Raw genomic sequence first — 20540 nt, 5'->3', positions numbered from 1 at the left:
CGCCTCGAATCGCGCAAACGGGTGCTGTGGACGCCGTTTCCCACCATTTGCGCGATTCGAAGGTCCCCTACACGAAGACCCGGGGAGCCAGGGTCGACAGCAGAGCGAGCTTCTCATAGCTCTCCGACCCCGGGATCGCGGTGTAGACGAGAAGGAACTGCGACTGCTCGGGATCGACGAGGCTCTGACACGTCAGCTCGAGCGGCCCGAGGTCGGGGTGAACGAAGCGCTTCGTCTCGCGGGGCCGGAGGCCGACCTCATGACGGTCCCAGATCTCGCGGAACTCCGCGCTGTGCTCCTGCAGCGCGTCGGCCATGCGGGCAGCGCGCGATGAGGGGCCCCGCCGGGCGATGACCTCCCGCAGACCAGACACCCACAGCCGCGACAGGAACTCGTGCTCGGCGGGGTCGTACAGGTCCCGCGTGGACGGCTCGCGGAACCAGCGATAACCGAGGCTCCGCTCCATGCCGGTGAGGTGTGCCGTGTCGCCGGTGAGCGCTACACCGAGGGGCGTCTGCCGCAGGGTCTCTCCGAGTTCGCTCACGATCTCGGCCGGAGTGTCCTGCAGCCGGTCGAGGATCCGCAGCATCCCCGGCCCGATGTGGTCGCTGATCCCCCCTCGTGCCGGCGGTTGATGTCCGGCGAGGCGGAACAGATGGTCGCGCTCGTCGATCGTGAGGTGCAGCCCCTGGGCGATCGCGGCGAGCATCTGCTCCGAGGGCAGCGGCCCGTCACCCCGTTCGAGTCGCGCGTAGTAATCGGCCGACATGTGGCTGAGCGCGGCCACTTCCTCGCGACGGAGCCCCTCGGTGCGCCGTCGCGCCCCCCGTGCCAAACCCACGTCCTCCGGTTGCAGATTGTCTCGCCGCAGTCGCAGGAACCCCGCGAGCGCCGTCCTGTCGATGACCATCCGGCCCTCCTCCCGACGCCCCGATCCTCGCATCCGTCCGTGCCGGTATCCACTGCATGGGGAGTCCTGGTTGCGGCGACGCCCAGCACGCACGCTGGAGGAAGACCCGAAGGAGCACATCATGAGCCCGCGCATCCCCGACATCCGCATCCCCTCTCTCGCCGGCCGCCGTGCGATGGTGACGGGAGGGAGCGACGGCATCGGCCTGCACATCGCCACGCGTCTCGCCCGTGCCGGAGCCGAGATCGTGCTCCCCGTGCGCAATCCGCGGAAGGGGGATGCCGCCGCCGCGACCATCAGGGACGCCGCGGCGGGTGCGCAGGTGCAGACCGCGCCGCTCGACCTCTCATCGCTCGACTCCGTGGCGGAGTTCGGCGAGGCGATGCGGAGGGACGGCAGCCCCGTGCATCTGCTCATCAACAACGCCGGGGTGATGTCGCCGCCTGACCGGCAGACCACGGCCGACGGGTTCGAGGTGCAGTACGGGACGAATCATCTCGGGCACTTCGCCCTGGTCGCACACCTTCTTCCCGTGCTCAGCGCGGGGCAGGCGCGCGTGACCTCCCAGGTGAGCGTGGCCGCGGCCCGCGGAACGATCGACTGGCAGGATCCGAACGGGGAGCAGTCGTACGACGGGATGCGGTCTTACCGGCAGTCGAAGATCGCGCTCGGGTTGTTCGGCCTCGAACTCGACCGGCGCAGCCAGGCGCTCGGATGGGGCATCACGTCGAACCTGTCCCACCCCGGAGTCGCCCCCACGAGCCTGCTCGCCGCCCGTCCGGAACTCGGTCGCGCCGACGACACCGTCGAGGTGAGGGTGATCCGGTGGGCGTCCCAGCGCGGGCTGATCGTCGGCACGGCCGAGAGCGCCGCGTTGCCCGCCCTGTTCGCGGCAGCGTCGTCGTCCGCTCTGCCCGGCCGCCTGTACGGCCCGCGCGGTCCTGGCCACATGGGCGGCGCTCCGGCCGAGCAGGCCCTGTACCGTCCGCTACGGAGCACGGCGGATGCCGCGCGCAGCTGGGACCTCTCGGAGCGGCTGAGCGGCGTGACCTACCCGCGGTGACGTCTGGTCAGTCGTCGCTGCGGCTGAAGATCCCTCGCAGCACGAGGAAGACCACCACGGCCACGACCGCGACGATCCCGAGCTTGAAGATGAACGCGAGGACCGAGAACAGCGCGCTCACGATCCACCACGCGATCACGACGGCGAGGATGACGCCGAGGATGGTCCAGAGGTTCTTGGTCATGCCTCCAGCCTACGGAGTCGAAGCTGCAGGAATCTCGTCGAGCGACCGGTACACGGGCAGCCCGAGCTCGTGGGCGATCTCGACGTCCTTGTCGGCGCCGGACGACTCCCCCGGCAGCCGCAGCACCGCGTCGCAGTGCAGGAGCAGTCGGCGGGCGGTCTCGTACATGACGTCGCCCTCGCCGGAGTCGCCCGGCTCGAGGGTGCGCAGGACCGGCAATGCGACCCGCTCCCCGATCATCGGCACGTGGCCGAGGCGGAAGATCGGACCGGACGCCTCCTCCAGGCGCGCGAGATTGCGAGCGATCAGGGCGGGGTCGCCGTTCGTGCCGGAACGGTAGGGGCCGGCGATCAGGATCAGGAGTGGCTTCATCATGGAGATGACTGTAGTCTGAATCATGCATAAACGTGCAACTTCGTGAGGAAACGTATGCTCGCTGCTCAGCGCAAGGACCACCTGCTCGACGTGCTCACCCGCGAGGGACGGGTCGTGGCGAAGGCTGCGGCCGATGAACTCGGAGTATCGGAAGACGCCATCCGTCGCGACCTCCGCGAGCTCGCCGACGAGGGAAGGCTCCAGCGCGTGTATGGCGGCGCGCTGCCCATCGCCGCGGCCGATCGCCCGGTGCGCGAGCGCCACGATCTGGCGACCCAGAGCAAGGAGCGGGTCGCCCGCCAGGCGGTCACGACCATCCTCCCCGGATCGACGATCGTGCTGGATGCCGGCACCACCACGCTCGCGATGGCGCGACTGCTTCCCTCCGGCACCGACATCACGGTCATCACCCCGAGTCCTGCCGTCGCCCTGGCCGTCGCCGAGCACTCGGATGCGCGCGTGATCATGATCGGCGGCGAGCTCGCCCGACACTCTCTCGTCGCCGGCGGAGGACTCGCGATGGAGGCGATCCAGCACCTCGCTGCCGACGTGTTCTTCGTCGGCGTCACGGGCGTCGACCCCCGACACGGTCTCACGACGGGCGAACTCGACGATGCCGTCACCAAGCGGGCGATCGCCTCCCGATGCGCCGCGACCATCGTGCTGGCCAGCGACGAGAAGATCGGCGCCGCCTCGCGCTACCCGGTACTGCCGTTCGAGGCGATCGCCGCGGTCATCACCGACCCCCTCGACGAGAATCCGCTGATCCCCGAGGTCCTGGCGCAGATCCCGGCGCGGACGTGAGCGACGACCCCTCCTCCTCCGCGAGGTGTTCCGTCAGTAGGGCGTGCAGATGGCCCGCCGCCGCGAGAAGCGTGACGCTGCGGCGCGTGAGGTCCGCCAATCGCTCCGTGAGGATGCGCTGCACCTGCGCGGTGTCACCGTGCGCGCGCACCTCGTCGATGATCCGCGAAACGGCGGGGATGCCGTAGCCGCCCGAACGCAGGGCGGCGGCGATCCGCGCCTCGGTGATCCCAGCGGAGTCGTAGGAGCGGACCGATCCTGCACGCCGAAGGGGGCGCACGAGCCCTTCTCGCTCCCAGTGCCGCAGTGCGGAGGAGCGGACGCCGAGCGCCTGGGCGAGTTCGCCGATGGCCATGGCATCGTCCTCGACGAACGGGTCGTCGGCCTCCGCCACCGCGTCCTCGAGTCCGCGCAGGGCCGCGCGCACCCGTGAGCGTTCGAGGGCGAGATCCGCGTGCAGGGTGTCGATCCGCTCCGCCGCCTGCTCGACCGATCCGCCGATGAGAGCGGGCATCAGTCGACGCGCGGGCACCGGACCGAGCGCCGTCGCCAACGCCCGATAGGCGTGCAGCGCCAGGACATGCGGCATCCGATACCGCCGGTACCCGTTCGCACCGCGCTCCGCGGCGGGGAGCACACCGAGTCGCTCGAGGTCGCGCACCTGCTGCGTCGAGTAGCCGATCTCGCTTGTTCGCAGCGTTGGATCGCTCAGCAATACGAAGAAGGACCACGTGCGAACGTGGTCCTTGTTCGTATTGCTGGTCAGCGGCGACGTGTCGACGTTCAGCCGAAACGAATTGCCTCGCTCGACTTCCACCGATGCGGACTCGAGTGCGTGGACGAGCGTCTTGTTCGAGAGCAGTCGTCGTTCGTAGTCCGAGATGACGGTGACGGGTTCGAGGGTGACGGGCCAGCTCGCGGTTCAGTGCAGCGATTGCTCACCGCGTCATGAGATCAGACAGTTCTTTAGCCGCACTGGAGCTTGTAATCGCCGGAGCTGAGCTGAGCTGACGCAGCGGTGACATCCTTGGCCCCAGAGGCTTTGAAATACGAGACAACGCGGAACGTGTGCTGCCCGGTCCCATTGCATTTGTACTGGACACTTTTTTGCACCATGTTCCACGTGCCAAAACTCTCGAAGGCTTCAGTAACGGGAACCCAGAGCCACCCGTTATGCATGAAAACGATTGACCTGATGTACGTCTTGGTGACGGCTCCCCAACAACTAGAGATTGCTGGCTTCGCGCCCACTGAACCGGAGGGGAACCCTTGTCCGGATGATCTCTTCCACATTTGTCCCACCGCAAAATGACAATTTCCTACTACCGTCGCTCTCGTGGTCGCACCTGGCGTCGATTCAGGAGCGCCGATGCTCGTGTCCGACCCAAGTGCATCCATCTCCGCGTCCGTCATCACCACCGCATCGGCAGGAAGCGGTGTTCCATCCGGGTAGACGAGGTACTCGTCGGGAACGTCCGCCGAGCTCACCGCTGTGAGTGGCGGGAGGTCGGGCGCGTCGTTCCCTGATGATGCCGCGTAAGCCGGGCTGCCGCCGGCTGCTACGATCCCGAGGATCAATGATCCAGCGAAAATAAAACCGAATTTGTGGTGGTGACGGTGTCTCATCTTTGAATACCTATTTCTAGTCAACTAAAACTTCCGCTAGACACTCGAGCCGCTTGACGCGCGGTAGGGGAGTCGTAGCGTCTACTGCGAATAAAGAGGCCCATCTGTTCCCGCGACCCGATAAGGCACAGAGACGGGGGTAAGCAGAACTGAGAGTCCGCTATCAGCCGCATACTTTTCCTGGAATTCGTACGCGTCGCTTTCGACGTCAAAGACGCCGATGAAACCAGGAGTTTCTTCCAAGTACACGATCCACACCATCATAAATGAAATGTATCACTTTCGACCTGGTGGCCGTCCTCGGCTATCAGCGCCTTCGCCCCGCGTGACGATACTGTCAAGAACTTCTTCGTCATGAGCTATCTCCCTGAGTAACTGGAAGCTATAGCTTCGCCCACCCGCAAGCTCCGTGTCTGTAGGACGTTCGGCCGACAGACAAAGCCCTGCCAACCGACTAAGGTCTCTTGGCTGCTCCGTCCATCGATCGAAGCCAGCCTGATGCACTCGGCCCACTGACTTCGTCCGACCCCGCAGCGTCCGACTGGAGTGAGTCCGCGATCACGGTGTCGATGGGAGCAGTCAGCCACGCGCGTGATCATGTCGCGAGCCCGTGGCCGCTGGCTAATCTGACATCAGCGCTCGGACGTGAAGGATGGTCCGTCCGATCCGGCCCCCGCGAGGTGTTCCGTCAGTAGGGCGTGCAGATGGCCCGCCGCCGCGAGAAGCGTGACGCTGCGGCGCGTGAGGTCCGCCAATCGCTCCGTGAGGATGCGCTGCACCTGCGCGGTGTCACCGTGCGCGCGCACCTCGTCGATGATCCGCGAAACGGCGGGGATGCCGTAGCCGCCCGAACGCAGGGCGGCGGCGATCCGCGCCTCGGTGATCCCAGCGGAGTCGTAGGAGCGGACCGATCCTGCACGCCGAAGGGGGCGCACGAGCCCTTCTCGCTCCCAGTGCCGCAGTGCGGAGGAGCGGACGCCGAGCGCCTGGGCGAGTTCGCCGATGGCCATGGCATCGTCCTCGACGAACGGGTCGTCGGCCTCCGCCACCGCGTCCTCGAGTCCGCGCAGGGCCGCGCGCACCCGTGAGCGTTCGAGGGCGAGATCCGCGTGCAGGGTGTCGATCCGCTCCGCCGCCTGCTCGACCGATCCGCCGATGAGAGCGGGCATCAGTCGACGCGCGGGCACCGGACCGAGCGCCGTCGCCAACGCCCGATAGGCGTGCAGCGCCAGGACATGCGGCATCCGATACCGCCGGTACCCGTTCGCACCGCGCTCCGCGGCGGGGAGCACACCGAGTCGCTCGAGGTCGCGCACCTGCTGCGTCGAGTAGCCGACCAGCCGTCCGAGCGCCGCAGTGGTCATCACCTGCTCTTGAGGGTTCTGCACGTGCCTCCTTGTCTTTCCGGCCCTTGAGCCCACATAAGCACATCAGCCTCAGCATTGAAGGATGGAAATGCAGGAGATCATCGAAGAGGTCCGCTCGTTCGACGGCGTGCTCGTCGTCGCCCCGGAGGCAGGCAGCGACTTCCCCGAACTGTCATGGGGAGACGCATACTTCTACCACGCGCCCGACGGCCGGATGCCGGAGCGCACGCAGCCGTACGGGACGATCATCACGAAGGACTATCCCGACGACACGTCCTCCGCGCTGGACGCTCCAGGGCGCTTCCGGGTGAACATCCACGTCGGACGCGAGCGCGCGGAGTCGATCATCGCGGCGGGGTCTCTCACGGGCGGCGACACCGACCCGACGGCGGTCGACGTCTTCCGGCCTCACCCGTTGTACGGCACCGCCGGCTGGGTGTGCGTGATCAACCCCGCAGCGGCGACGGAGGGTGCCGTGCTCGCCCTTCTCCGCGAGGCGCACGAGGCCGCGCGCGCTCGCACCGGACGACGGACGAGGTGAACCCCATGTCGACTCCGCAGGGCATGACTCTTCAGGGCATGACCGAGACCGACCGTCGGATCGTCGCGGTGTGGGCGGCCGACTGCGCCGAGCGCGTGCTGCCGCTGTTCGAGACCGAGGCCCCGGACGACGACCGTGCGCGCGATGCCATCGCCAGGACGCGCGCCTTCGCGCGGGGCGAGCTCACGGCTGCGGGCGAGATCCGTCGTCGCTTCGTCGCGGGCAGGGCTGCTCGCAGCGCCGTGACCCCTGCCGGCACCGCCGCCGCCCGCTCCGCGGCACAGGCCGCAGGGGTCGCGCACATGGGTGCGCATGCTCTCGGGGCAGCCGCCTACGCCGCGCGGGCCGTCGAGCGGGCACACCCGGACGCCACCGACGCCCGTGCATCCGACGCCCGTGCCGCAGAGGTGCGATGGCAACTCGCACACCTCTCTCCCGAAGCCGCTGCAGCCCTGCGCACCCTCCCACCGCTGGGCACCGATACAGCCGGACCCCTCGGGCCCGGGCTCCTCTCCTCCGGAGCCCTCGGCGAAGTGATCCTCGAGATCCAGGCACACCTCTCCACCTGATCCTCGACCGCTTCAGCCCGAATTCAGCGTCGACCGACCACACTGGAGGAATGCGGATCCTGGTGGTTGACGACGAGGTGCGCCTGGCCGAAGGCGTGCGCCGCGGGCTCGAGGCCGAGGGCTTCGCGGTCGACGTCGCGCACAACGGCGTCGACGGACTCTGGCGTGCACGCGAGACGCGGTACGACGCGATCGTGCTCGACCTGATGATGCCGGGCATGAGCGGATGGAAGGTCTGCGAAGCACTGCGCGCCGAGGAGAACTGGACGCCCGTGCTGATGCTCACCGCGAAGGACGGCGAGTGGGACCAGGTCGAGGCACTCGAGACCGGGGCCGACGACTACGTCACCAAGCCGTTCTCGTTCGCGATCCTCGTCGCACGGCTCCGCGCCCTCGTGCGCCGTGGAGCCGTCGCCCGCCCGGCGATCCTGGAGGCGGGCGATCTGCGGCTCGACCCCGCAGCCCACCGGGTCTGGCGCGGCGAGACCCCGGTGAGCCTCACCGCGCGGGAGTTCTCCGTGCTCGAGTACCTCATGCGTCATCGCGGGCAGGTGCTGTCGAAGCGCGCCCTCATCGACGGCGTCTGGGACGACGACTTCGACGGCGACCCCAACATCGTCGAGGTCTACGTCGGGCACCTCCGCCGCAAACTCGACAAGCCGTTCGGTCGTGAGGCCATCGAGACCATCCGCGGTGCGGGCTATCGAATGGCGGCCGACGGTGGCTAACCGCAGCTGGCGCACGGTGCGCGGCAGGACCACACTCGGCGCAACCGTCGTCGTCGCCGTCGCCCTGCTGATCGGAGCCTTCTCGTTCTACGGTGTGCTGAGCGCGAGCATCCACAGCAGCACCGAGCGCGCTGCGGAACAGCGGCTCAGCGAGCTCGCCGAACGTGCCGGCGGGCCGGGCGGCAAGGGCATCGACGCGCTCGAAGACGAGATACTGCAGATCCTCGGTCCGGACGGCTCGGTACGTGCCGCGAGCGAGGAGGCTCGCGACAAACTGGGTTCGACCCCGCTCCCGGCAGACGACGACCCGCAGACGACGACCCTCGACGGCGACACCGTGCTCGTGGTGTCGGAAGACATCGAGGGCGATCAGACGCTCGTGCTCGCGGTCTCGATGGACGACGACGCAGAGACCCTGGCGACGGTCGCGACGCTGCTCGCCATCGCGGTCCCGCTGCTGCTGCTGCTCGTGGCCGTGACCACCTGGCTCGTCGTGGGCCGCGCGCTCCGACCGGTGGAGCGCATCCGTGAGGAAGTGGACGGCATCACCGCCGAGCGCCTTCACCAGCGCGTTCCCGTACCCGAGACAGCAGACGAGATCGCCGCACTCGCGACCACCATGAACGGCATGCTCGACCGGCTCGATGCATCTGCCACCGCGCAACGCCGATTCGTATCGGATGCCTCGCACGAGCTGCGTTCGCCGCTCGCGACCATCCGCCAGCACGCAGAGCTCGCCCAGGCCCACCCCGAGGTCACCAGCATCGGCGAGCTCGCAGAGGTCGTCTCGGAAGAGGGGCTCCGACTGCAGGGCATCGTCGAATCGCTGCTGCTTCTCGCCCGCCTCGACGAGGGTGCGAGCACGCTCGACGAGGCGGTCGACCTCGACGACATCGCGCTCGGCGAGGTGCGCCGACTCCGCGCGGCCGGGCTCGACGTCGACGGTACCGGCATCCATGCCGCACGGGTGCACGGCGACCCGCGCCTGCTCGGCCAGCTGGTGCGCAACCTCGCAGACAATGCCGCCCGCCACAGTCGAGGTCGGGTGGCGATCGCGGTGATCCCCTCGGACGGATACGTGTTCGTGACGGTGGAAGACGACGGAGCCGGGGTTCTCGCCGAGGAGCGGGAGCGGATCTTCGAGCGCTTCGTTCGGCTCGACGAGGCCCGCAGCCGTGACGCCGGAGGCAGCGGCCTCGGGCTCGCGATCGCGCGCGGAATCGCCGCCTCATCCGGCGGGTCTCTCACGGTCGACGACTCCCGATGGGGCGGCGCACGCTTCGTCCTCACCCTCCCCCGCGGCGCCTGAGCGACGGGTTCCTGAAGAGTCCTTCAGGACGCTTCAGGGAGGCTTCAGCGCCCGCGGGAGAGCATCGAGTCATGGACGACAAGACACCCTCTCCCGACCAGACGCCCGAGAGCACGCCGGACGCGCCGACCGTGCCGGTGGCCCCGACTCCCGATGCCGCAGCGGCGCCGACGGCCCCTGCACCCCCGGCCGGGACGGCACCCGCGCCCGGCGCCGGCGAGCACCCGACGTTCCCGGCGGCCGAGCCGACCCCCGGTGCCACGGCATCATCCCCGAAGGCCGGCCGCAAGCGCGCGCTCCTCATCGGGGGCGGCATCGCGGCAGCCGTGGTCCTCGCGGGCGGCGGCATCGCCATCGGCGCGGCGATCGGCGACGAGTTCGACGACGACGACCGCTCCTCGGTGTCGGACGGCCCCCGCAAGGACGACAGCGAGGATCACGGTCGTCCCGGTGACGGCCCCAGGAGCGACGACCGCGGCGACACCCCCTCGAACGGTCGTGGCCCGGTGACGGGCATCGGTTCCGCCTCCGCCGACGAGCTGATCGCGATCGCGGATGCCGCACGCGGCGCGGCCGACGGCGACGTCACCTCGATCGACGCGAAGCGTGACGGCACCTGGGAGGTGCAGCTGAGCACAGCGGCGGGAGATGAGACCGAGATCCGCGTCGACAAGGAGCTCGCGGCGACCGTCGCCTCCACCGACGCGGCAGACGGCGACGACACCGGCCCGACGCTCATCCTCGACGACGAGACGATCCGCGCACTGGTCGCCGCCGCACTCGCCGAGGCCGAGGGCATGATCACCGACCTCGATGTCGACGGCGACGACGTGAGCCCCTACGACGCCTCGGTGCTCACTGCGGACAGCCGATCGATCGACATCGAGTTCGACGCCGACTTCGCGGTCGTCGGTACCGACATCGACTGAGTCGGTGCGGGCCGCGTCCTGTCGGGCGGACCCGAGACGCCCGGCATGATGGTGCCGCCGCTCCCCACCGGGGCGGCGGCACCATCGCGTCCTGCGGTGGCGAAGCCGATCAGCACGCAAGTCCGATTAGCATTCAAGGATGACGAACTCCGACCCGATCGACGACATCTCCATCGGCGGTGAGGTGATCCGCCTCGGACAGTTCCTCAAGTTCGCCGGCCTGCTCGACTCGGGCGGCGACGCCAAAGAGGTCATCATCGACGGGTACGTGACCGTGAACGGCGAGATCGAACGACGCCGCGGACGACAGCTGCGCGACGGCGACCTCGTGTCGTTCGAGGGACGCACCGTCCGCGTCCGACCGTGACCTCGGCCCGCTGATCGCCGACCGGTCCGCGGCCGCAGTTCAGGCGGTCCGGTAGCGGAGGAACATCACCCCGCCGTTCGCGACCATTCCTCCGGGGAGGTCGAGTGGGCGGGGTGTGCGGTCCGCGAGGGAACGAACGGGACACCCCGCCCCGAGGGCCACGACTCCCCAGCCGTGCCCTCGTGCGCCGGCCGGCGGTTGCACCGCGCCGAGGAGGGCACGGGTCGAACACACTGCCGTTCGCCGACCGACGAGGTCTGAGGTCCGTCGTCGCGGCGTCCCGATCAGATGACCGGTGGAGGTGCGCCGCCTCCGCAGAGAAGACGTTGGATGCGCGGGACCATTACGCGCGACGGGCTTCGGTCAGGATACGGTGCCGGGTGGAGGGAGCACTTTTCGCGCGGTGACGATGATCAGCACCACGAGGAGGGCGACGATCGTGAGGTCGGCCGCGATGTACGCGTAGTGCGCCCCGTTGGTGCCCGGCGCCTCCGATCCCGCGATCACGAGGTCGCTGCGCCGGTTCAGCACGGGACGGATGAGTGCGACCTCGACGACGAAGACCAGCCAGATCCCGCCCAGGATCATGAGGGGCCCGCGTCCCGCCCGTGCTCGCACGCTCACGAAGGTGAGCACCAGGAGCACGATGCCGGCGAGCACATTCAGCGCGGTGAAGACGAGTCGCCCGATGCCGAGCCCGATCGGGATCGTGACGCCGGGGGCGAGGAACTTCAGCGGCGCCTCGAGGAACGAGATCGCGATGATCGCGCCGAGCAGGAACGCGGGCAGCAGCAGCCGCAGGGCCGTGGTCGTCCGTCCCGTCGTCGTCACGTGGTCCTCCTGTCTCGCCGGTCGATGGCGCCCCTCGACGCTACCTCCGCGCTGTCCGGGAGAGGTCAGCATCCACCGGGGAAAAGCCCTGTGCGCTGGTGACGACCTGTGCCCTGGTGAGAGACCTCTGCCGTCACAGCCACTCGATCACCTGCTCGATCAGGATGCCGACGCCGATGACCGTCATCGCGATGCCGGCGATCCGGGTGACGACGGAGCTCGCGCGGGGCCTCGTCCGCAGCAGTCGGCGAGCGAGCAGCCCGACGGTCGTGTACACGACCGCGATGTTGAGCAGATGCAGGCCACCGAGCGCGAGCATCTGCGTCGTTGACGGCCAGCCGTCGGGGCTCGTGAACTGCGGCAGCAGGGCGAGCAGGAGCAGGAGGCCCTTCGGGTTGATGCCGCTCACGCCGGAGCCGCGCAGGAACTGCGCCCATCCGCCCGTGGCGATCGGCTCGCCGCTCTCGGCGATCGGCGCCGGGCGGCTGGCGAGCGTCGTCGCCCCGAGGAAGATCAGGTAGAGCGCGCCGACCACCGTCAGCGTCGTGAGGGTGACGGGATACGTGGTGACCAGCGCGCCGAGGCCGAGCGCGACGGCGACGATCACGACGGTGTAACCCGCGATCATCCCGAGGATCGATGGCGCGATCGAGCGAGCACGCAGGCCGGCGGAGATCGCATAGGCCCAATCGGCGCCCGGCGTCAGGGCGAGCATGACGGCGACCACCCAGAACTGCATGACCAGCGCGATATCCATCGGTTCTCCTCGATTCGAGGAAGAGACTACGAAGAATCACGCGAAAGGTGCTTCGATTCTTCGGGCGACTGACGGCTTCACCTGCAAGAATTGTCACCATGGACGCACTTGACCGGGAGATCCTCTCGCTACTGCAGGACGACGGTCGGATGAGTGCCACGAATCTCGCCGCGCAGGTCGGGTTGAGCCTCTCCGCCTGCCATCGCCGACTCAAAGAGCTGGAGCAGTCCGGAGCGATCGAACGCTACCGGGCGGTGGTCGCCCCGGCAGCCGTCGGCCTCACCTTCGAAGCCATCGTCTTCGTGACGATCGGGCGTACCGACAAGGACACGATCGTCGCGTTCGAGGAAGCCGTCGTCTCGATCCCCGCCGTCGTCGAGGCGCAGCGCCTGTTCGGCGACCCCGACTACATGCTGCGCATCCTCACGCGTGACATGGGTTCGTACCAGGAGCTCTACGACAACACGCTCGGAACCCTCCCCGGCGTGCAGCGCCTCACCTCGACCATGGTGATGAAGCGGCTCGGCGCAGATCGGGCCGTTCCGATTCCCTGAGGCCGGTCCGAAGGCGCCGGAAGTCCTCAGACGAGGGCTCGACGGATGCGCTCCGCGAGCTCTGCGGGCGAGGCATCCACTGCCGCAGTGAGGCCGCCCTCGTCCGACCCGAGCGGCTCCAGCGTCTGCAGCTGCGACTCAAGCAGTGCGGGAGGCATGAAGTGGCCCCGCCGTGCGGTCGCCTGCTCCGCGACCCGCTCCTGCGGCGCATCGAGGTGCACGAAGACGACCGTCGGCGCCGACGCCCGAAGCCGATCGCGGTAGGTGCGCTTCAACGCCGAGCACGCGATGACGACCCCGGGGTCCGCGGCGAGCGCCGCCCCCACCCGGTCGAGCCACGGCCACCGGTCGTCGTCGTCGAGCGGGACCCCGGCTGCCATCTTCGCGATGTTCGCCGGCCCGTGCAGGTCATCCGCATCGATGAACGCGACACCGATCCGGCGGGCGAGCTCCTGACCGACCGTGGTCTTGCCCACCCCGGAAACCCCCATGACGACGATCGACCGAGGCTCGGTGCTCACCAGTCGTGCACCGTTCCATCCGCCAGCCGGTTGTACGGCAGATAGGCGCGCTCATACGGGTACTTGCCGGCCGCGTCGACGTCGAGCTCGACGCCCAGGCCCGGCTTGTCGCCGGGGTGCAGCAGTCCGCCATGCCAGGTGAAGGACTGCCGGAACACCTGGTCGGTACGCGAGCCGTGCTGCATGTACTCCTGGATGCCGAAGTTGTGGATCGAGAGGCCGAGGTGCATCGCCGCCGCCATGCCGACCGGCGAGATGTCCGTGGGCCCGTGCATGCCGGACTTGATCTGGTACATCGCGGCGTAGTCGAGCGTCTTCTTCAAGGGGCTGATACCGCCCATGTGGGTCACGGCCCCGCGCACGTAGTCGATGAGCTGGTCGCGGATGATGTCCTTGAAATCCCAGACGGTGTTGAAGATCTCGCCGATCGCGAGGGGCGTGGTCGTGTGCTGGCGCACGAGTCGCAGCGCCTCCTGGTTCTCGGCGGGGGTGCAGTCCTCGAGCCAGAACAGGTCGTACGGCTCGAGCGCCTTGCCGAGCTTCGCCGCCTGGATCGGCGTCATCCGGTGGTGGCCGTCGTGCAGCAGCGGGATGTCGGGGCCGAACTCGTTGCGCACCGCCTCGAAGACGCCCGGCAGGTGGTTCAAGTAGGCGCGGGTATCCCAGTCCTCTTCGACGGGCTTCGCCCCTCGGCGGGCGGGCTCGTGGTCATAGCGGGCTTCTCCCCCTCCGGTGTCGGCGGCCTGCGAAGCGATGCCGTAGATGGCCTTGAGCCCGGGAACACCGGTCTGGATCCGGATCGCCCGATACCCCTGGTCGAGGTGCGCGCGCACGGAGTCGAACAGTTCAGGCAGCTCCTTGCCCGACGCGTGACCGTAGGCGAGAAGCCCGGTGCGGCTGGCTCCGCCAAGGAGCTGGTAGACGGGCATCCCCGCCTTCTTGCCCTTGATATCCCACAGCGCCATGTCGACCGCGGCGACAGCGGCCATCGTGACGGGTCCCCTGCGCCAGTACGCGCTCCGGTAGAGGAACTGCCAGGTGTCCTCGATGCGATCCTCGTCGGCACCGATCAGCAGCGGGACGACGTGCTCGGTGAGATACGCGACGACCGCGAGCTCGCGCCCATTGAGGGTGGCGTCACCGAGACCGGAGATGCCATCGGCCGTCGTGAGCTTGAGGGTGACGAAGTTCCGGTCGGGGCTGGTGACGATGACCTCAGCCTTGTCGATGCTCATGCGAGGGTCCCTTCGGGAGTGAGGTGGTCGATGACGGTGCGTGCGCGGTCAGCCGCGGGCACGGCGGAGATGGTGCGGGCGATCACGGCCGTCGCGGGGTCGGTCGGGTCGAGTTCGACGAGGGAGCGGATCCAGCTCTCCACGGCGTGCAGCTGCGCGTCGTCGGCGGCATCGCCGGCCTCTCGGCGTCTCCGCAGGGGAGCGACGAGGCGCAGCGCCACCTTGATCGGACTGTCCCGACGGATCTGGTCGAGCCGATGGGCGATGCGCGGATTCGAGAAGCGGAGGCGCAGATCGTCGAGCCATCCGTCGAGCTCCGCGACCGGCAGGTCGACCGCGGTGCGCTGCGCAGCCCACAGCGCCTCGGTGTCGGCGCGCAGGTCGGCATCGCCGAACGCCTCTGCGATCGTGTCGTAGCCCCGCAACCGCCCTGCCGCGGCGAGGAAGGTGTGCCCGGCGTTGAGCAGATAGAGCTTGCGCGCTTCGTACGGTCCGACATCCGCCACGAATCGCGCACCGACCTGCGCCCACTCCGGAGCACCGCCCGGGAACTCGCCCGCGAGGATCCATTCCGTGAACGGCTCGGTGACCACCGCGGACGGATCGTCGAGGCCGGTGAGCTCCCGCACAGCGTCGATGTCGGCAGGCGTGACGGCAGGGGTGATCCGGTCCACCACCGTGTCGACGAACGATGCGATGTCCGAGATTCCCGCAGCCTGGGGCCCGGCGGCCTTGCGCACCGCGTCGCTCAGCACCCGGCCGTTCTGCGGCAGGTTGTCGCAGCTCACGACCGCGATGGCTCCTGCACCGGCATCCGCCCGAGCGACGAGACCTTCGGCGATGCGCCGCGGAACCCCGGAACCGGCCGAGTACCCCGCCTCGGTGACCGTCACGGTCAGAACTGCGACCCGAGGATCGGTGAGAGTGTCGAGCCAGGCCCGCTCATCCGATCCGGGTACCGCCCGCACGATCGACTGCACGGTCGTCGCCCGGTCTCCCTCGGCGGAGCGCTCCAGCACCGTGTACACGCCGTCGTTGCGCGACAGCAGCTCTGCGGCCTCAGGGGCACGCCCGGTGAAAGCGGCGATGCCCCACCCGTCGTCTGCGGTTGCACGCTCGTTCGCCTGCTGGGTGTACCAGGCCTGGTGAGCCCGATGGAAGGCGCCGAGACCCAGATGAGCGGCACGGAGCGGGGGATGCTGCGTGCGCGCAGGCCCGGTCACGATCCGATGCCGGCGGCGCCGGCAGACGCGCGCAGGAACGCGAGGTCGTCGATCAGGCGCTCCTCCAGCGGAGCATCCGTCGAGAAGTCCTCCAGCGTCACCCAGCCGTCGTAGCCGACCTCGGCGAGGGCGCGGAAATAGTCCGGCACGCTGGCGATGCCCTCGCGAAGCGGAGCCCATGCCGACTCCCAGCGCACATCGCCGTCGAGCCCGGTCTGCCCGGTGCGCTGCCAGACGGCGTTCTTCACATGCACGTGCGCGAGGTACTCCCCCAGGAGTTGCAGGCCGGCGCGAGTGTCCTCCTGCCCTTCGATCACGAGGTTGCCCAGGTCGTGGATCACACCGATGGTGCGCGGGTCGATGCCGTCGACCAGGCGGAGGGCGGCCGACGCCGACGCCGAGATCGTCTGATGGTGCAGCTCGACGAGCACCTTCACGCCGAGTGCCCCCGCCTCGCGGGAGGCCCACTCCAGGTCGCCCCTGGTCTGCGCGAACACCGTGCGATAGTCCTGGGTGTCGTTGAAAGGGATGCGCACGCGCACCTGACGCGCACCGAGTTCTGCGGTGGCCCTGAGCGTCCGCAGCACATCGTCGTGGTCGGGTGCGAGCGCGTAGCCGCCGATGCCGCTGAACTCCAGCCCGGCCTCGCGGGTGATGCGGGCGATCTCGGAGACCGACCCCTCGAGCCCGGTGAGCGGCCAGGTCGCGCGATTCCCGGCCCAGAATCCGGGCGGGTCGGCCTCGTCCTGGTCGGTGATGCGCCACTCGATGCCGTCATACCCGATCGCGGCGATGCGGCGAGCCGCCTCTGCCGGCTCCCAGTCGGGGGTCGCCGCGGTGAACACCGAGAACTTCATGCGATGCCTCCCGTCCGCACGTCCGCATCGTCGACGGTGCCGTCGATCAGGTCGGCGACGCGTACCGCAGAGCCGGTGGTCGCCGACACGTAGATGCCGCGCACCACGGCGAGCGCCAGCAGTGCCTCGGGTACGCCGACCCGCGAGGCTCTCCCCTCACGGATGCTCCCGACGATGTCGGCGTACTGGCGGGCGTGACCCTCGGCGAACGCCTGCGGGTCACGGTCGTCGCCGAGCCGATGCCCCTCGGGCACCCAGTCGACGCTGCGGTCGGCGGTGTCGCCGTCCACCCACAACCGCGCGAGCTGGTCGTTCTCGATGATGCCGGTCCCCTGCGCGCCGTGCACGGCCAGCCGCACCGGCTGCTCGGGGAAGGCGGCCGTCGTGGCGTGCAGCACAGCGAGCGCGCCCGACTCGAAGCGCACCGTGACGACCGCCACGTCTTCGACCTCGACCCGCTCATGCGCGAGCAACGCGGTGTGGGCGAACACGTCGACGGGAGTGCCGAGGAACCACAGCAGCAGGTCGACGGTGTGCACACCCTGGTTCATCACGGCGCCTCCGCCGTCGAGCTCCCAGGTGCCCCGCCAGGCGCCGGAGTCGTAGTACTCCTGCGAGCGCCACCAGGGCACAGAGGCCACCGCACTCGTGATCCGCCCCAGGCGTCCGGTGTGGGCGGCCTCAGCGACGGCCACCGCGCCCGGGTCGAAGCGGTGCTGACTGATCACCGAGATCCGGATGCCGCGCGCCTCGGCGTCCCGTGCGATCGAGGCCAGCCGGCGACCACGTTCCATCGACACGTCGAGGGGCTTCTCGAGCACGACGTGCATCCCCCGCGCGACCGCCCGCTCGGCGAGTTCGACATGGGAACCGCTCGGGGTGCAGATGACGACCACATCGATGTCGTCGGGGATCGACTCGATATCGGCGTGCGTGGATGGGCGCTCTCCGCCCAGTTCTTCGACGATGAGGTCGGCCAGCCGATCGGTCGCGGTCGGCACTTCGTCGACGACCGCGACGATGCGCAGGCCAGGGGTGGCCGCGATCGCTCTGGCGTGGTTGACGCCGATGATGCCGCATCCGACGATGGCGACGTCGAGGATTCCGTCGGTCATGAGAGGGTGACTCCGATCTCGTCTGTGAGTGTGCGCAGGGCTCGGCCGGCACGACCGAAGGCCTCAGGCCCCGAGAAGCCGCCGAGCGCGTTGACGTCGGTGAGGTGGGGTTCGAGCGAGGCGAACCCCGCATAGCCGTCGTCGCGCAGGGCCGTGAGGGTCTCGCGAAGTTCGCCGTCGCCGTCACCCACCGGGACGACCTCACCCGTCGCGGCGAGAGCGTCCTTCAGCTGCAGATACTCGAGGTGCGGCCGCAGCTTGGCGTAGCCGTCGGTGAACGGCCGGACGCGGACCTGGACGAAGTTGGCGTTGTCCCAGGCGACGCGCAGCCGGTCGGAGCCGACCGACTCGATCACATCGAGCACGCGCGAGGGGATGTCGCCGTAGATGTCCTTCTCGTTCTCGTGCACGAGGGTGACCCCGGCCGCTTCGGCGGTACGGGCGAGCGCCGCCATCCGCACGAGCACCTCGTCGCGGATGTCGTCCGCCGAAAGGTGCTCGGCTCGGAAGAACGAGAAGATGCGGATGTAGGGGGCCTCCAGCACCTCGGCCGCCCGGATCGCCCGTTGCAGCCGACCGACCTCGTGCTCGACGGGCAGGGACACATCGACTTTTCCGACCGGCGAGGCGACGGCCGAGACCGCCATGCCGCGCTCGCGCACCACGGCCGCGAGCTGCGCGAGCTGCGACTCGTCGAGATCGACGACGTTCACCCCCCACGCGCTGCGCACCTCGATGTGCCGCGCGCCGAGCGCCTGGAGCACGGCGATCTGCACGGCCGGGTCCGGATCGATCTCGTCACCGAATCCTGAGAGCTTCCACGGGGTCATTTCACTCCTCCTGCGGTGAGACCGCCTACGAGATAACGCTGGAACACGAGGTACAGCACGACGACGGGAATGGCGCAGATGAGCGAGGCCGCCATCATCTGCCCGTACAAGGGCACCGCCCCTGTCTCCTGAGTCGCACCGAAGATCTGCAGTGCCACCGCGGCGGTACGGCTGTCGCGGTTGGTCATGACCGAGGCGAACAGCACGTCGTTCCAGCCCTGCAGGAACGCGAAGATCGCGGAGACCACGATCCCCGGCCAGCTCAGCGGCAGCACGATGCGTGTGAGGACACGGAAGTTGGAGGCGCCGTCCATGCGGGCCGCCTCTTCGAGCTCGCGCGGAAGCCCGCGGATGTACGTCACCATCACCCAGGTCGAGAACGGCAGCGCGAAGGTGAGGTAGGTGACGAACACCGACCAGTGCGTGCCGATGGTGGGGATGCGCAGCACCGACGACAGGGTGGAGAACATCACGAACACCGGCAGCAGCATGAGCGTGCCCGGAACCGACTGCAGACCGAGCAGCCCCCGAAGGATGGTGACGCGTCCGATGAAGGTGAACCGCACCAGCACCCACGCCATCGAGACGGCGACGGCCGCGCAGACGACGGCGACAGCCCCGCAGATCAGGAGGCTGTTGGCGAGGCCCCCTGCGAGATCGACGCTGCGCCAGACCTTGATGTAGTTGTCGAGGCGCAGCTCGGTCGGCCAGTATGCGCCGCCCGCGACCGCGACATCCGCATTGATCGAGGCGAACAGCATGTACGAGACAGGCCCGAACACGAGCAGGCACAGGACGATGTTCGCGGCAGCCAGAAGCGGGCGCGGCAGCAGCCGATCCACCTGGCTGTGACCGCCGGGGCGGCTCCGGCGCGGGTTGACCTGCGCGATCGTGGTGGTGGCGCTCATCGCTTCGCGTCCTCTCCGGTGTCCAGGCGCACGGCGCGCAGGTAGATGAACAGGGGGATCGCGACGATCGCGAGCGAGGCCACCGCCATGGCCGCCGAGAGGCCGAACCGGAAGCTCTGGAACGCCGTGACGTAGGTGAGGACCGGCAGCACCTCGACATCGACCGGCGCCGGTATCCCGAAGAGCACGAACGGCATCGTGAAGGCGTTGATGCTGTGCAGGAAGGTGAGGATGAATGCCAGCAGGATCGATCCGCGCAGATACGGGAGGATGACCTTGCGCAGCTTGATGCCCCACCCCGCGCCGTCGAGCGCCGCGGCCTCGTGCACCTCCGCATCCACCGCCTGCAGTCCGGCCAGCGTCAACAGGTACACGAACGGCCAGCTCACCCAGAGCTGCGCGATGACCAGGGTCCAATAGCTCTGCGGCCCGTTGAGCCACAGCCCCGGGTCGACCCCGAACACGCCGAATGCCTCGTCGACCACTCCTTCGGGCTGGAACATCGCCCGAAAGACCGTGGCCACCACGAAGGCGGGGAGGATGTACGGGATCAGGTAGACGGAGCGCACCAGCCCGCGACCGCGGAAGGCGTTCTGCGTGGCCAGCGCCGCCGTGACTCCGATCGGGATCGCCGCCACCGACACGATCAGCGCATAGCTGACGCTCAGCCCGATCCCGCGCAGCAGCGGCGAGGAGGAGAACGCCTCGACGAAGTTGCCCAATCCGACGAACGGCGCCTGCAGCCACTGCCGGATCGTGTACTGGTCCAGGTCGAGCATCGAGATCCAGAAGGCCAGCAGCAGCGGCACCAGGATCAGCAGTGTCATCAGCACCCCGCCGGGCAGCAGCATCCACAGCGGGCGGGGCCGCTCGCTCGGCGGGGTGTCGTCGGTCCGTTTCCGACGCGTGTCGGTGGCGATCGCCATGTGCGTGTCCT

Annotated in this window: 24 protein-coding genes; 9 read left to right on the top strand and 15 right to left on the bottom strand. The window is 68.8% G+C overall.

The features are described from left to right. Nucleotides 1-67 precede the first annotated feature (67 nt). Nucleotides 68-910 (bottom strand): helix-turn-helix transcriptional regulator, encoded by an 843-nt coding sequence (locus HDC31_RS00180; RefSeq protein ID WP_179515696.1) that lies wholly within the window; start codon nucleotides 908-910, stop codon nucleotides 68-70. 121 nt (nucleotides 911-1031) lie between these two features. Here HDC31_RS00180 and HDC31_RS00175 point away from each other — a divergent pair, with 121 nt between their 5' ends. Further along, complete coding sequence (locus HDC31_RS00175) at nucleotides 1032-1973, top strand: SDR family oxidoreductase (protein ID WP_179515695.1); 942 nt, start codon at nucleotides 1032-1034, stop codon at nucleotides 1971-1973. 7 nt (nucleotides 1974-1980) lie between these two features. Here HDC31_RS00175 and HDC31_RS00170 read toward each other — a convergent pair whose 3' ends face one another. Both HDC31_RS00170 and HDC31_RS00165 read right to left on the bottom strand, forming a co-directional pair. After that, the gene (locus tag HDC31_RS00170; RefSeq protein ID WP_046748560.1) at nucleotides 1981-2157 is read right to left on the bottom strand and encodes a hypothetical protein; all 177 of its coding nucleotides are present in this window, start codon (nucleotides 2155-2157) and stop codon (nucleotides 1981-1983) included. Between the two features lie 9 nt (nucleotides 2158-2166). Beyond that, complete coding sequence (locus HDC31_RS00165; RefSeq protein ID WP_113680103.1) at nucleotides 2167-2532, bottom strand: DUF4406 domain-containing protein; 366 nt, start codon at nucleotides 2530-2532, stop codon at nucleotides 2167-2169. 54 nt (nucleotides 2533-2586) lie between these two features. Between HDC31_RS00165 and HDC31_RS00160 the strand changes: the two genes are divergently transcribed. Next, a complete protein-coding gene (locus HDC31_RS00160; protein ID WP_046748558.1) occupies nucleotides 2587-3336 on the top strand; it encodes a DeoR/GlpR family DNA-binding transcription regulator in 750 nt (249 codons plus the stop codon). On the opposite strand, the gene HDC31_RS00155 is transcribed toward HDC31_RS00160, so the two are convergent. Both HDC31_RS00155 and HDC31_RS00150 read right to left on the bottom strand, forming a co-directional pair. After that, complete coding sequence (locus HDC31_RS00155; protein ID WP_257021909.1) at nucleotides 3269-4051, bottom strand: MerR family transcriptional regulator; 783 nt, start codon at nucleotides 4049-4051, stop codon at nucleotides 3269-3271. The two genes, HDC31_RS00160 and HDC31_RS00155, sit on opposite strands and share 68 nt — an antisense overlap. A gap of 1543 nt (nucleotides 4052-5594) precedes the next feature. After that, nucleotides 5595-6350 carry a MerR family transcriptional regulator gene (locus tag HDC31_RS00150; RefSeq protein ID WP_308472265.1) on the bottom strand — a complete coding sequence of 252 codons (756 nt, stop codon included), beginning with the start codon at nucleotides 6348-6350 and terminating at the stop codon, nucleotides 5595-5597. Between the two features lie 61 nt (nucleotides 6351-6411). On the opposite strand from HDC31_RS00150, the gene HDC31_RS00145 reads away from it, so the two are divergent. From HDC31_RS00145 to HDC31_RS00120, 6 genes are all read left to right on the top strand, one after another. Further along, nucleotides 6412-6870 (top strand): DUF6194 family protein, encoded by a 459-nt coding sequence (locus HDC31_RS00145; protein WP_113680810.1) that lies wholly within the window; start codon nucleotides 6412-6414, stop codon nucleotides 6868-6870. A 5-nt stretch (nucleotides 6871-6875) separates the two neighbouring features. Continuing rightward, complete coding sequence (locus tag HDC31_RS00140; RefSeq protein ID WP_179515694.1) at nucleotides 6876-7439, top strand: putative immunity protein; 564 nt, start codon at nucleotides 6876-6878, stop codon at nucleotides 7437-7439. A gap of 50 nt (nucleotides 7440-7489) precedes the next feature. Then, nucleotides 7490-8167, top strand: a complete 678-nt coding sequence (locus HDC31_RS00135; RefSeq protein ID WP_113680314.1) for a response regulator transcription factor — start codon at nucleotides 7490-7492, stop codon at nucleotides 8165-8167. Beyond that, nucleotides 8160-9476 (top strand): cell wall metabolism sensor histidine kinase WalK, encoded by a 1317-nt coding sequence (locus tag HDC31_RS00130; RefSeq protein WP_258546231.1) that lies wholly within the window; start codon nucleotides 8160-8162, stop codon nucleotides 9474-9476. Before HDC31_RS00135 ends, HDC31_RS00130 begins: the two co-directional genes overlap by 8 nt. Nucleotides 9477-9547: 71 nt before the next feature. Beyond that, nucleotides 9548-10405, top strand: coding sequence for a hypothetical protein (locus HDC31_RS00125; protein WP_218867267.1), 858 nt, complete (start codon nucleotides 9548-9550; stop codon nucleotides 10403-10405). 139 nt (nucleotides 10406-10544) lie between these two features. Then, on the top strand, nucleotides 10545-10772 hold the full coding sequence (locus HDC31_RS00120; RefSeq protein WP_058631948.1) for an RNA-binding S4 domain-containing protein: 228 nt from the start codon (nucleotides 10545-10547) through the stop codon (nucleotides 10770-10772). Between the two features lie 363 nt (nucleotides 10773-11135). Here HDC31_RS00120 and HDC31_RS00115 read toward each other — a convergent pair whose 3' ends face one another. Both HDC31_RS00115 and HDC31_RS00110 read right to left on the bottom strand, forming a co-directional pair. Continuing rightward, nucleotides 11136-11603: a hypothetical protein gene (locus HDC31_RS00115; RefSeq protein ID WP_046748552.1), complete on the bottom strand. Its 468-nt coding sequence runs from the start codon at nucleotides 11601-11603 to the stop codon at nucleotides 11136-11138. A gap of 133 nt (nucleotides 11604-11736) precedes the next feature. After that, nucleotides 11737-12360 (bottom strand): LysE family translocator, encoded by a 624-nt coding sequence (locus HDC31_RS00110; RefSeq protein ID WP_061018490.1) that lies wholly within the window; start codon nucleotides 12358-12360, stop codon nucleotides 11737-11739. A 98-nt stretch (nucleotides 12361-12458) separates the two neighbouring features. On the opposite strand from HDC31_RS00110, the gene HDC31_RS00105 reads away from it, so the two are divergent. Continuing rightward, the gene (locus HDC31_RS00105; protein WP_113680556.1) at nucleotides 12459-12914 is read left to right on the top strand and encodes an Lrp/AsnC family transcriptional regulator; all 456 of its coding nucleotides are present in this window, start codon (nucleotides 12459-12461) and stop codon (nucleotides 12912-12914) included. Nucleotides 12915-12940: 26 nt separating this feature from the next. On the opposite strand, the gene HDC31_RS00100 is transcribed toward HDC31_RS00105, so the two are convergent. From HDC31_RS00100 to HDC31_RS00065, 8 genes are read right to left on the bottom strand one after another with little or no spacing between them, the layout of a single operon-like run. Further along, nucleotides 12941-13435 (bottom strand): gluconokinase, encoded by a 495-nt coding sequence (locus HDC31_RS00100; protein ID WP_258546269.1) that lies wholly within the window; start codon nucleotides 13433-13435, stop codon nucleotides 12941-12943. After that, a complete protein-coding gene (gene manD, locus HDC31_RS00095) occupies nucleotides 13432-14670 on the bottom strand; it encodes a D-mannonate dehydratase ManD (protein WP_113680557.1) in 1239 nt (412 codons plus the stop codon). Before manD ends, HDC31_RS00100 begins: the two co-directional genes overlap by 4 nt. Then, nucleotides 14667-15893: a mannitol dehydrogenase family protein gene (locus HDC31_RS00090; protein WP_179515693.1), complete on the bottom strand. Its 1227-nt coding sequence runs from the start codon at nucleotides 15891-15893 to the stop codon at nucleotides 14667-14669. The genes manD and HDC31_RS00090 overlap by 4 nt, the downstream gene beginning before the upstream one ends. Beyond that, complete coding sequence (locus HDC31_RS00085; RefSeq protein ID WP_113680559.1) at nucleotides 15890-16750, bottom strand: sugar phosphate isomerase/epimerase; 861 nt, start codon at nucleotides 16748-16750, stop codon at nucleotides 15890-15892. Before HDC31_RS00085 ends, HDC31_RS00090 begins: the two co-directional genes overlap by 4 nt. Then, on the bottom strand, nucleotides 16747-17865 hold the full coding sequence (locus HDC31_RS00080; RefSeq protein ID WP_113680560.1) for a Gfo/Idh/MocA family protein: 1119 nt from the start codon (nucleotides 17863-17865) through the stop codon (nucleotides 16747-16749). The genes HDC31_RS00085 and HDC31_RS00080 overlap by 4 nt, the downstream gene beginning before the upstream one ends. Next, on the bottom strand, nucleotides 17862-18695 hold the full coding sequence (locus HDC31_RS00075) for a sugar phosphate isomerase/epimerase (protein WP_113680561.1): 834 nt from the start codon (nucleotides 18693-18695) through the stop codon (nucleotides 17862-17864). The genes HDC31_RS00080 and HDC31_RS00075 overlap by 4 nt, the downstream gene beginning before the upstream one ends. Then, nucleotides 18692-19603, bottom strand: a complete 912-nt coding sequence (locus tag HDC31_RS00070) for a carbohydrate ABC transporter permease (RefSeq protein WP_113680562.1) — start codon at nucleotides 19601-19603, stop codon at nucleotides 18692-18694. Before HDC31_RS00070 ends, HDC31_RS00075 begins: the two co-directional genes overlap by 4 nt. Next, on the bottom strand, nucleotides 19600-20529 hold the full coding sequence (locus tag HDC31_RS00065; protein WP_046748543.1) for a carbohydrate ABC transporter permease: 930 nt from the start codon (nucleotides 20527-20529) through the stop codon (nucleotides 19600-19602). Before HDC31_RS00065 ends, HDC31_RS00070 begins: the two co-directional genes overlap by 4 nt. Nucleotides 20530-20540 lie beyond the last annotated feature (11 nt).

This window comes from Microbacterium sp. JAI119 (assembly GCF_013410135.1).
In the GTDB taxonomy this organism is placed as follows: domain Bacteria; phylum Actinomycetota; class Actinomycetes; order Actinomycetales; family Microbacteriaceae; genus Microbacterium; species Microbacterium oxydans.
Note: the sequence above shows the minus strand (reverse complement) of the source record. Positions and strands in the feature narration are given on the sequence as shown.

What these genes read in the sequence shown, in the direction of transcription:
- HDC31_RS00180 (WP_179515696.1), bottom strand. Translation starts at nt 910, where the DNA reads ATGGTCATCGACAGGACGGCGCTCGCGGGGTTCCTGCGACTGCGGCGA.
- HDC31_RS00175 (WP_179515695.1), top strand. Translation starts at nt 1,032, where the DNA reads ATGAGCCCGCGCATCCCCGACATCCGCATCCCCTCTCTCGCCGGCCGC.
- HDC31_RS00170 (WP_046748560.1), bottom strand. Translation starts at nt 2,157, where the DNA reads ATGACCAAGAACCTCTGGACCATCCTCGGCGTCATCCTCGCCGTCGTG.
- HDC31_RS00165 (WP_113680103.1), bottom strand. Translation starts at nt 2,532, where the DNA reads ATGATGAAGCCACTCCTGATCCTGATCGCCGGCCCCTACCGTTCCGGC.
- HDC31_RS00160 (WP_046748558.1), top strand. Translation starts at nt 2,587, where the DNA reads ATGCTCGCTGCTCAGCGCAAGGACCACCTGCTCGACGTGCTCACCCGC.
- HDC31_RS00145 (WP_113680810.1), top strand. Translation starts at nt 6,412, where the DNA reads ATGGAAATGCAGGAGATCATCGAAGAGGTCCGCTCGTTCGACGGCGTG.
- HDC31_RS00140 (WP_179515694.1), top strand. Translation starts at nt 6,876, where the DNA reads ATGTCGACTCCGCAGGGCATGACTCTTCAGGGCATGACCGAGACCGAC.
- HDC31_RS00135 (WP_113680314.1), top strand. Translation starts at nt 7,490, where the DNA reads ATGCGGATCCTGGTGGTTGACGACGAGGTGCGCCTGGCCGAAGGCGTG.
- HDC31_RS00125 (WP_218867267.1), top strand. Translation starts at nt 9,548, where the DNA reads ATGGACGACAAGACACCCTCTCCCGACCAGACGCCCGAGAGCACGCCG.
- HDC31_RS00120 (WP_058631948.1), top strand. Translation starts at nt 10,545, where the DNA reads ATGACGAACTCCGACCCGATCGACGACATCTCCATCGGCGGTGAGGTG.
- HDC31_RS00110 (WP_061018490.1), bottom strand. Translation starts at nt 12,360, where the DNA reads ATGGATATCGCGCTGGTCATGCAGTTCTGGGTGGTCGCCGTCATGCTC.
- HDC31_RS00105 (WP_113680556.1), top strand. Translation starts at nt 12,459, where the DNA reads ATGGACGCACTTGACCGGGAGATCCTCTCGCTACTGCAGGACGACGGT.
- manD (WP_113680557.1), bottom strand. Translation starts at nt 14,670, where the DNA reads ATGAGCATCGACAAGGCTGAGGTCATCGTCACCAGCCCCGACCGGAAC.
- HDC31_RS00085 (WP_113680559.1), bottom strand. Translation starts at nt 16,750, where the DNA reads ATGAAGTTCTCGGTGTTCACCGCGGCGACCCCCGACTGGGAGCCGGCA.
- HDC31_RS00080 (WP_113680560.1), bottom strand. Translation starts at nt 17,865, where the DNA reads ATGACCGACGGAATCCTCGACGTCGCCATCGTCGGATGCGGCATCATC.
- HDC31_RS00075 (WP_113680561.1), bottom strand. Translation starts at nt 18,695, where the DNA reads ATGACCCCGTGGAAGCTCTCAGGATTCGGTGACGAGATCGATCCGGAC.
- HDC31_RS00070 (WP_113680562.1), bottom strand. Translation starts at nt 19,603, where the DNA reads ATGAGCGCCACCACCACGATCGCGCAGGTCAACCCGCGCCGGAGCCGC.
- HDC31_RS00065 (WP_046748543.1), bottom strand. Translation starts at nt 20,529, where the DNA reads ATGGCGATCGCCACCGACACGCGTCGGAAACGGACCGACGACACCCCG.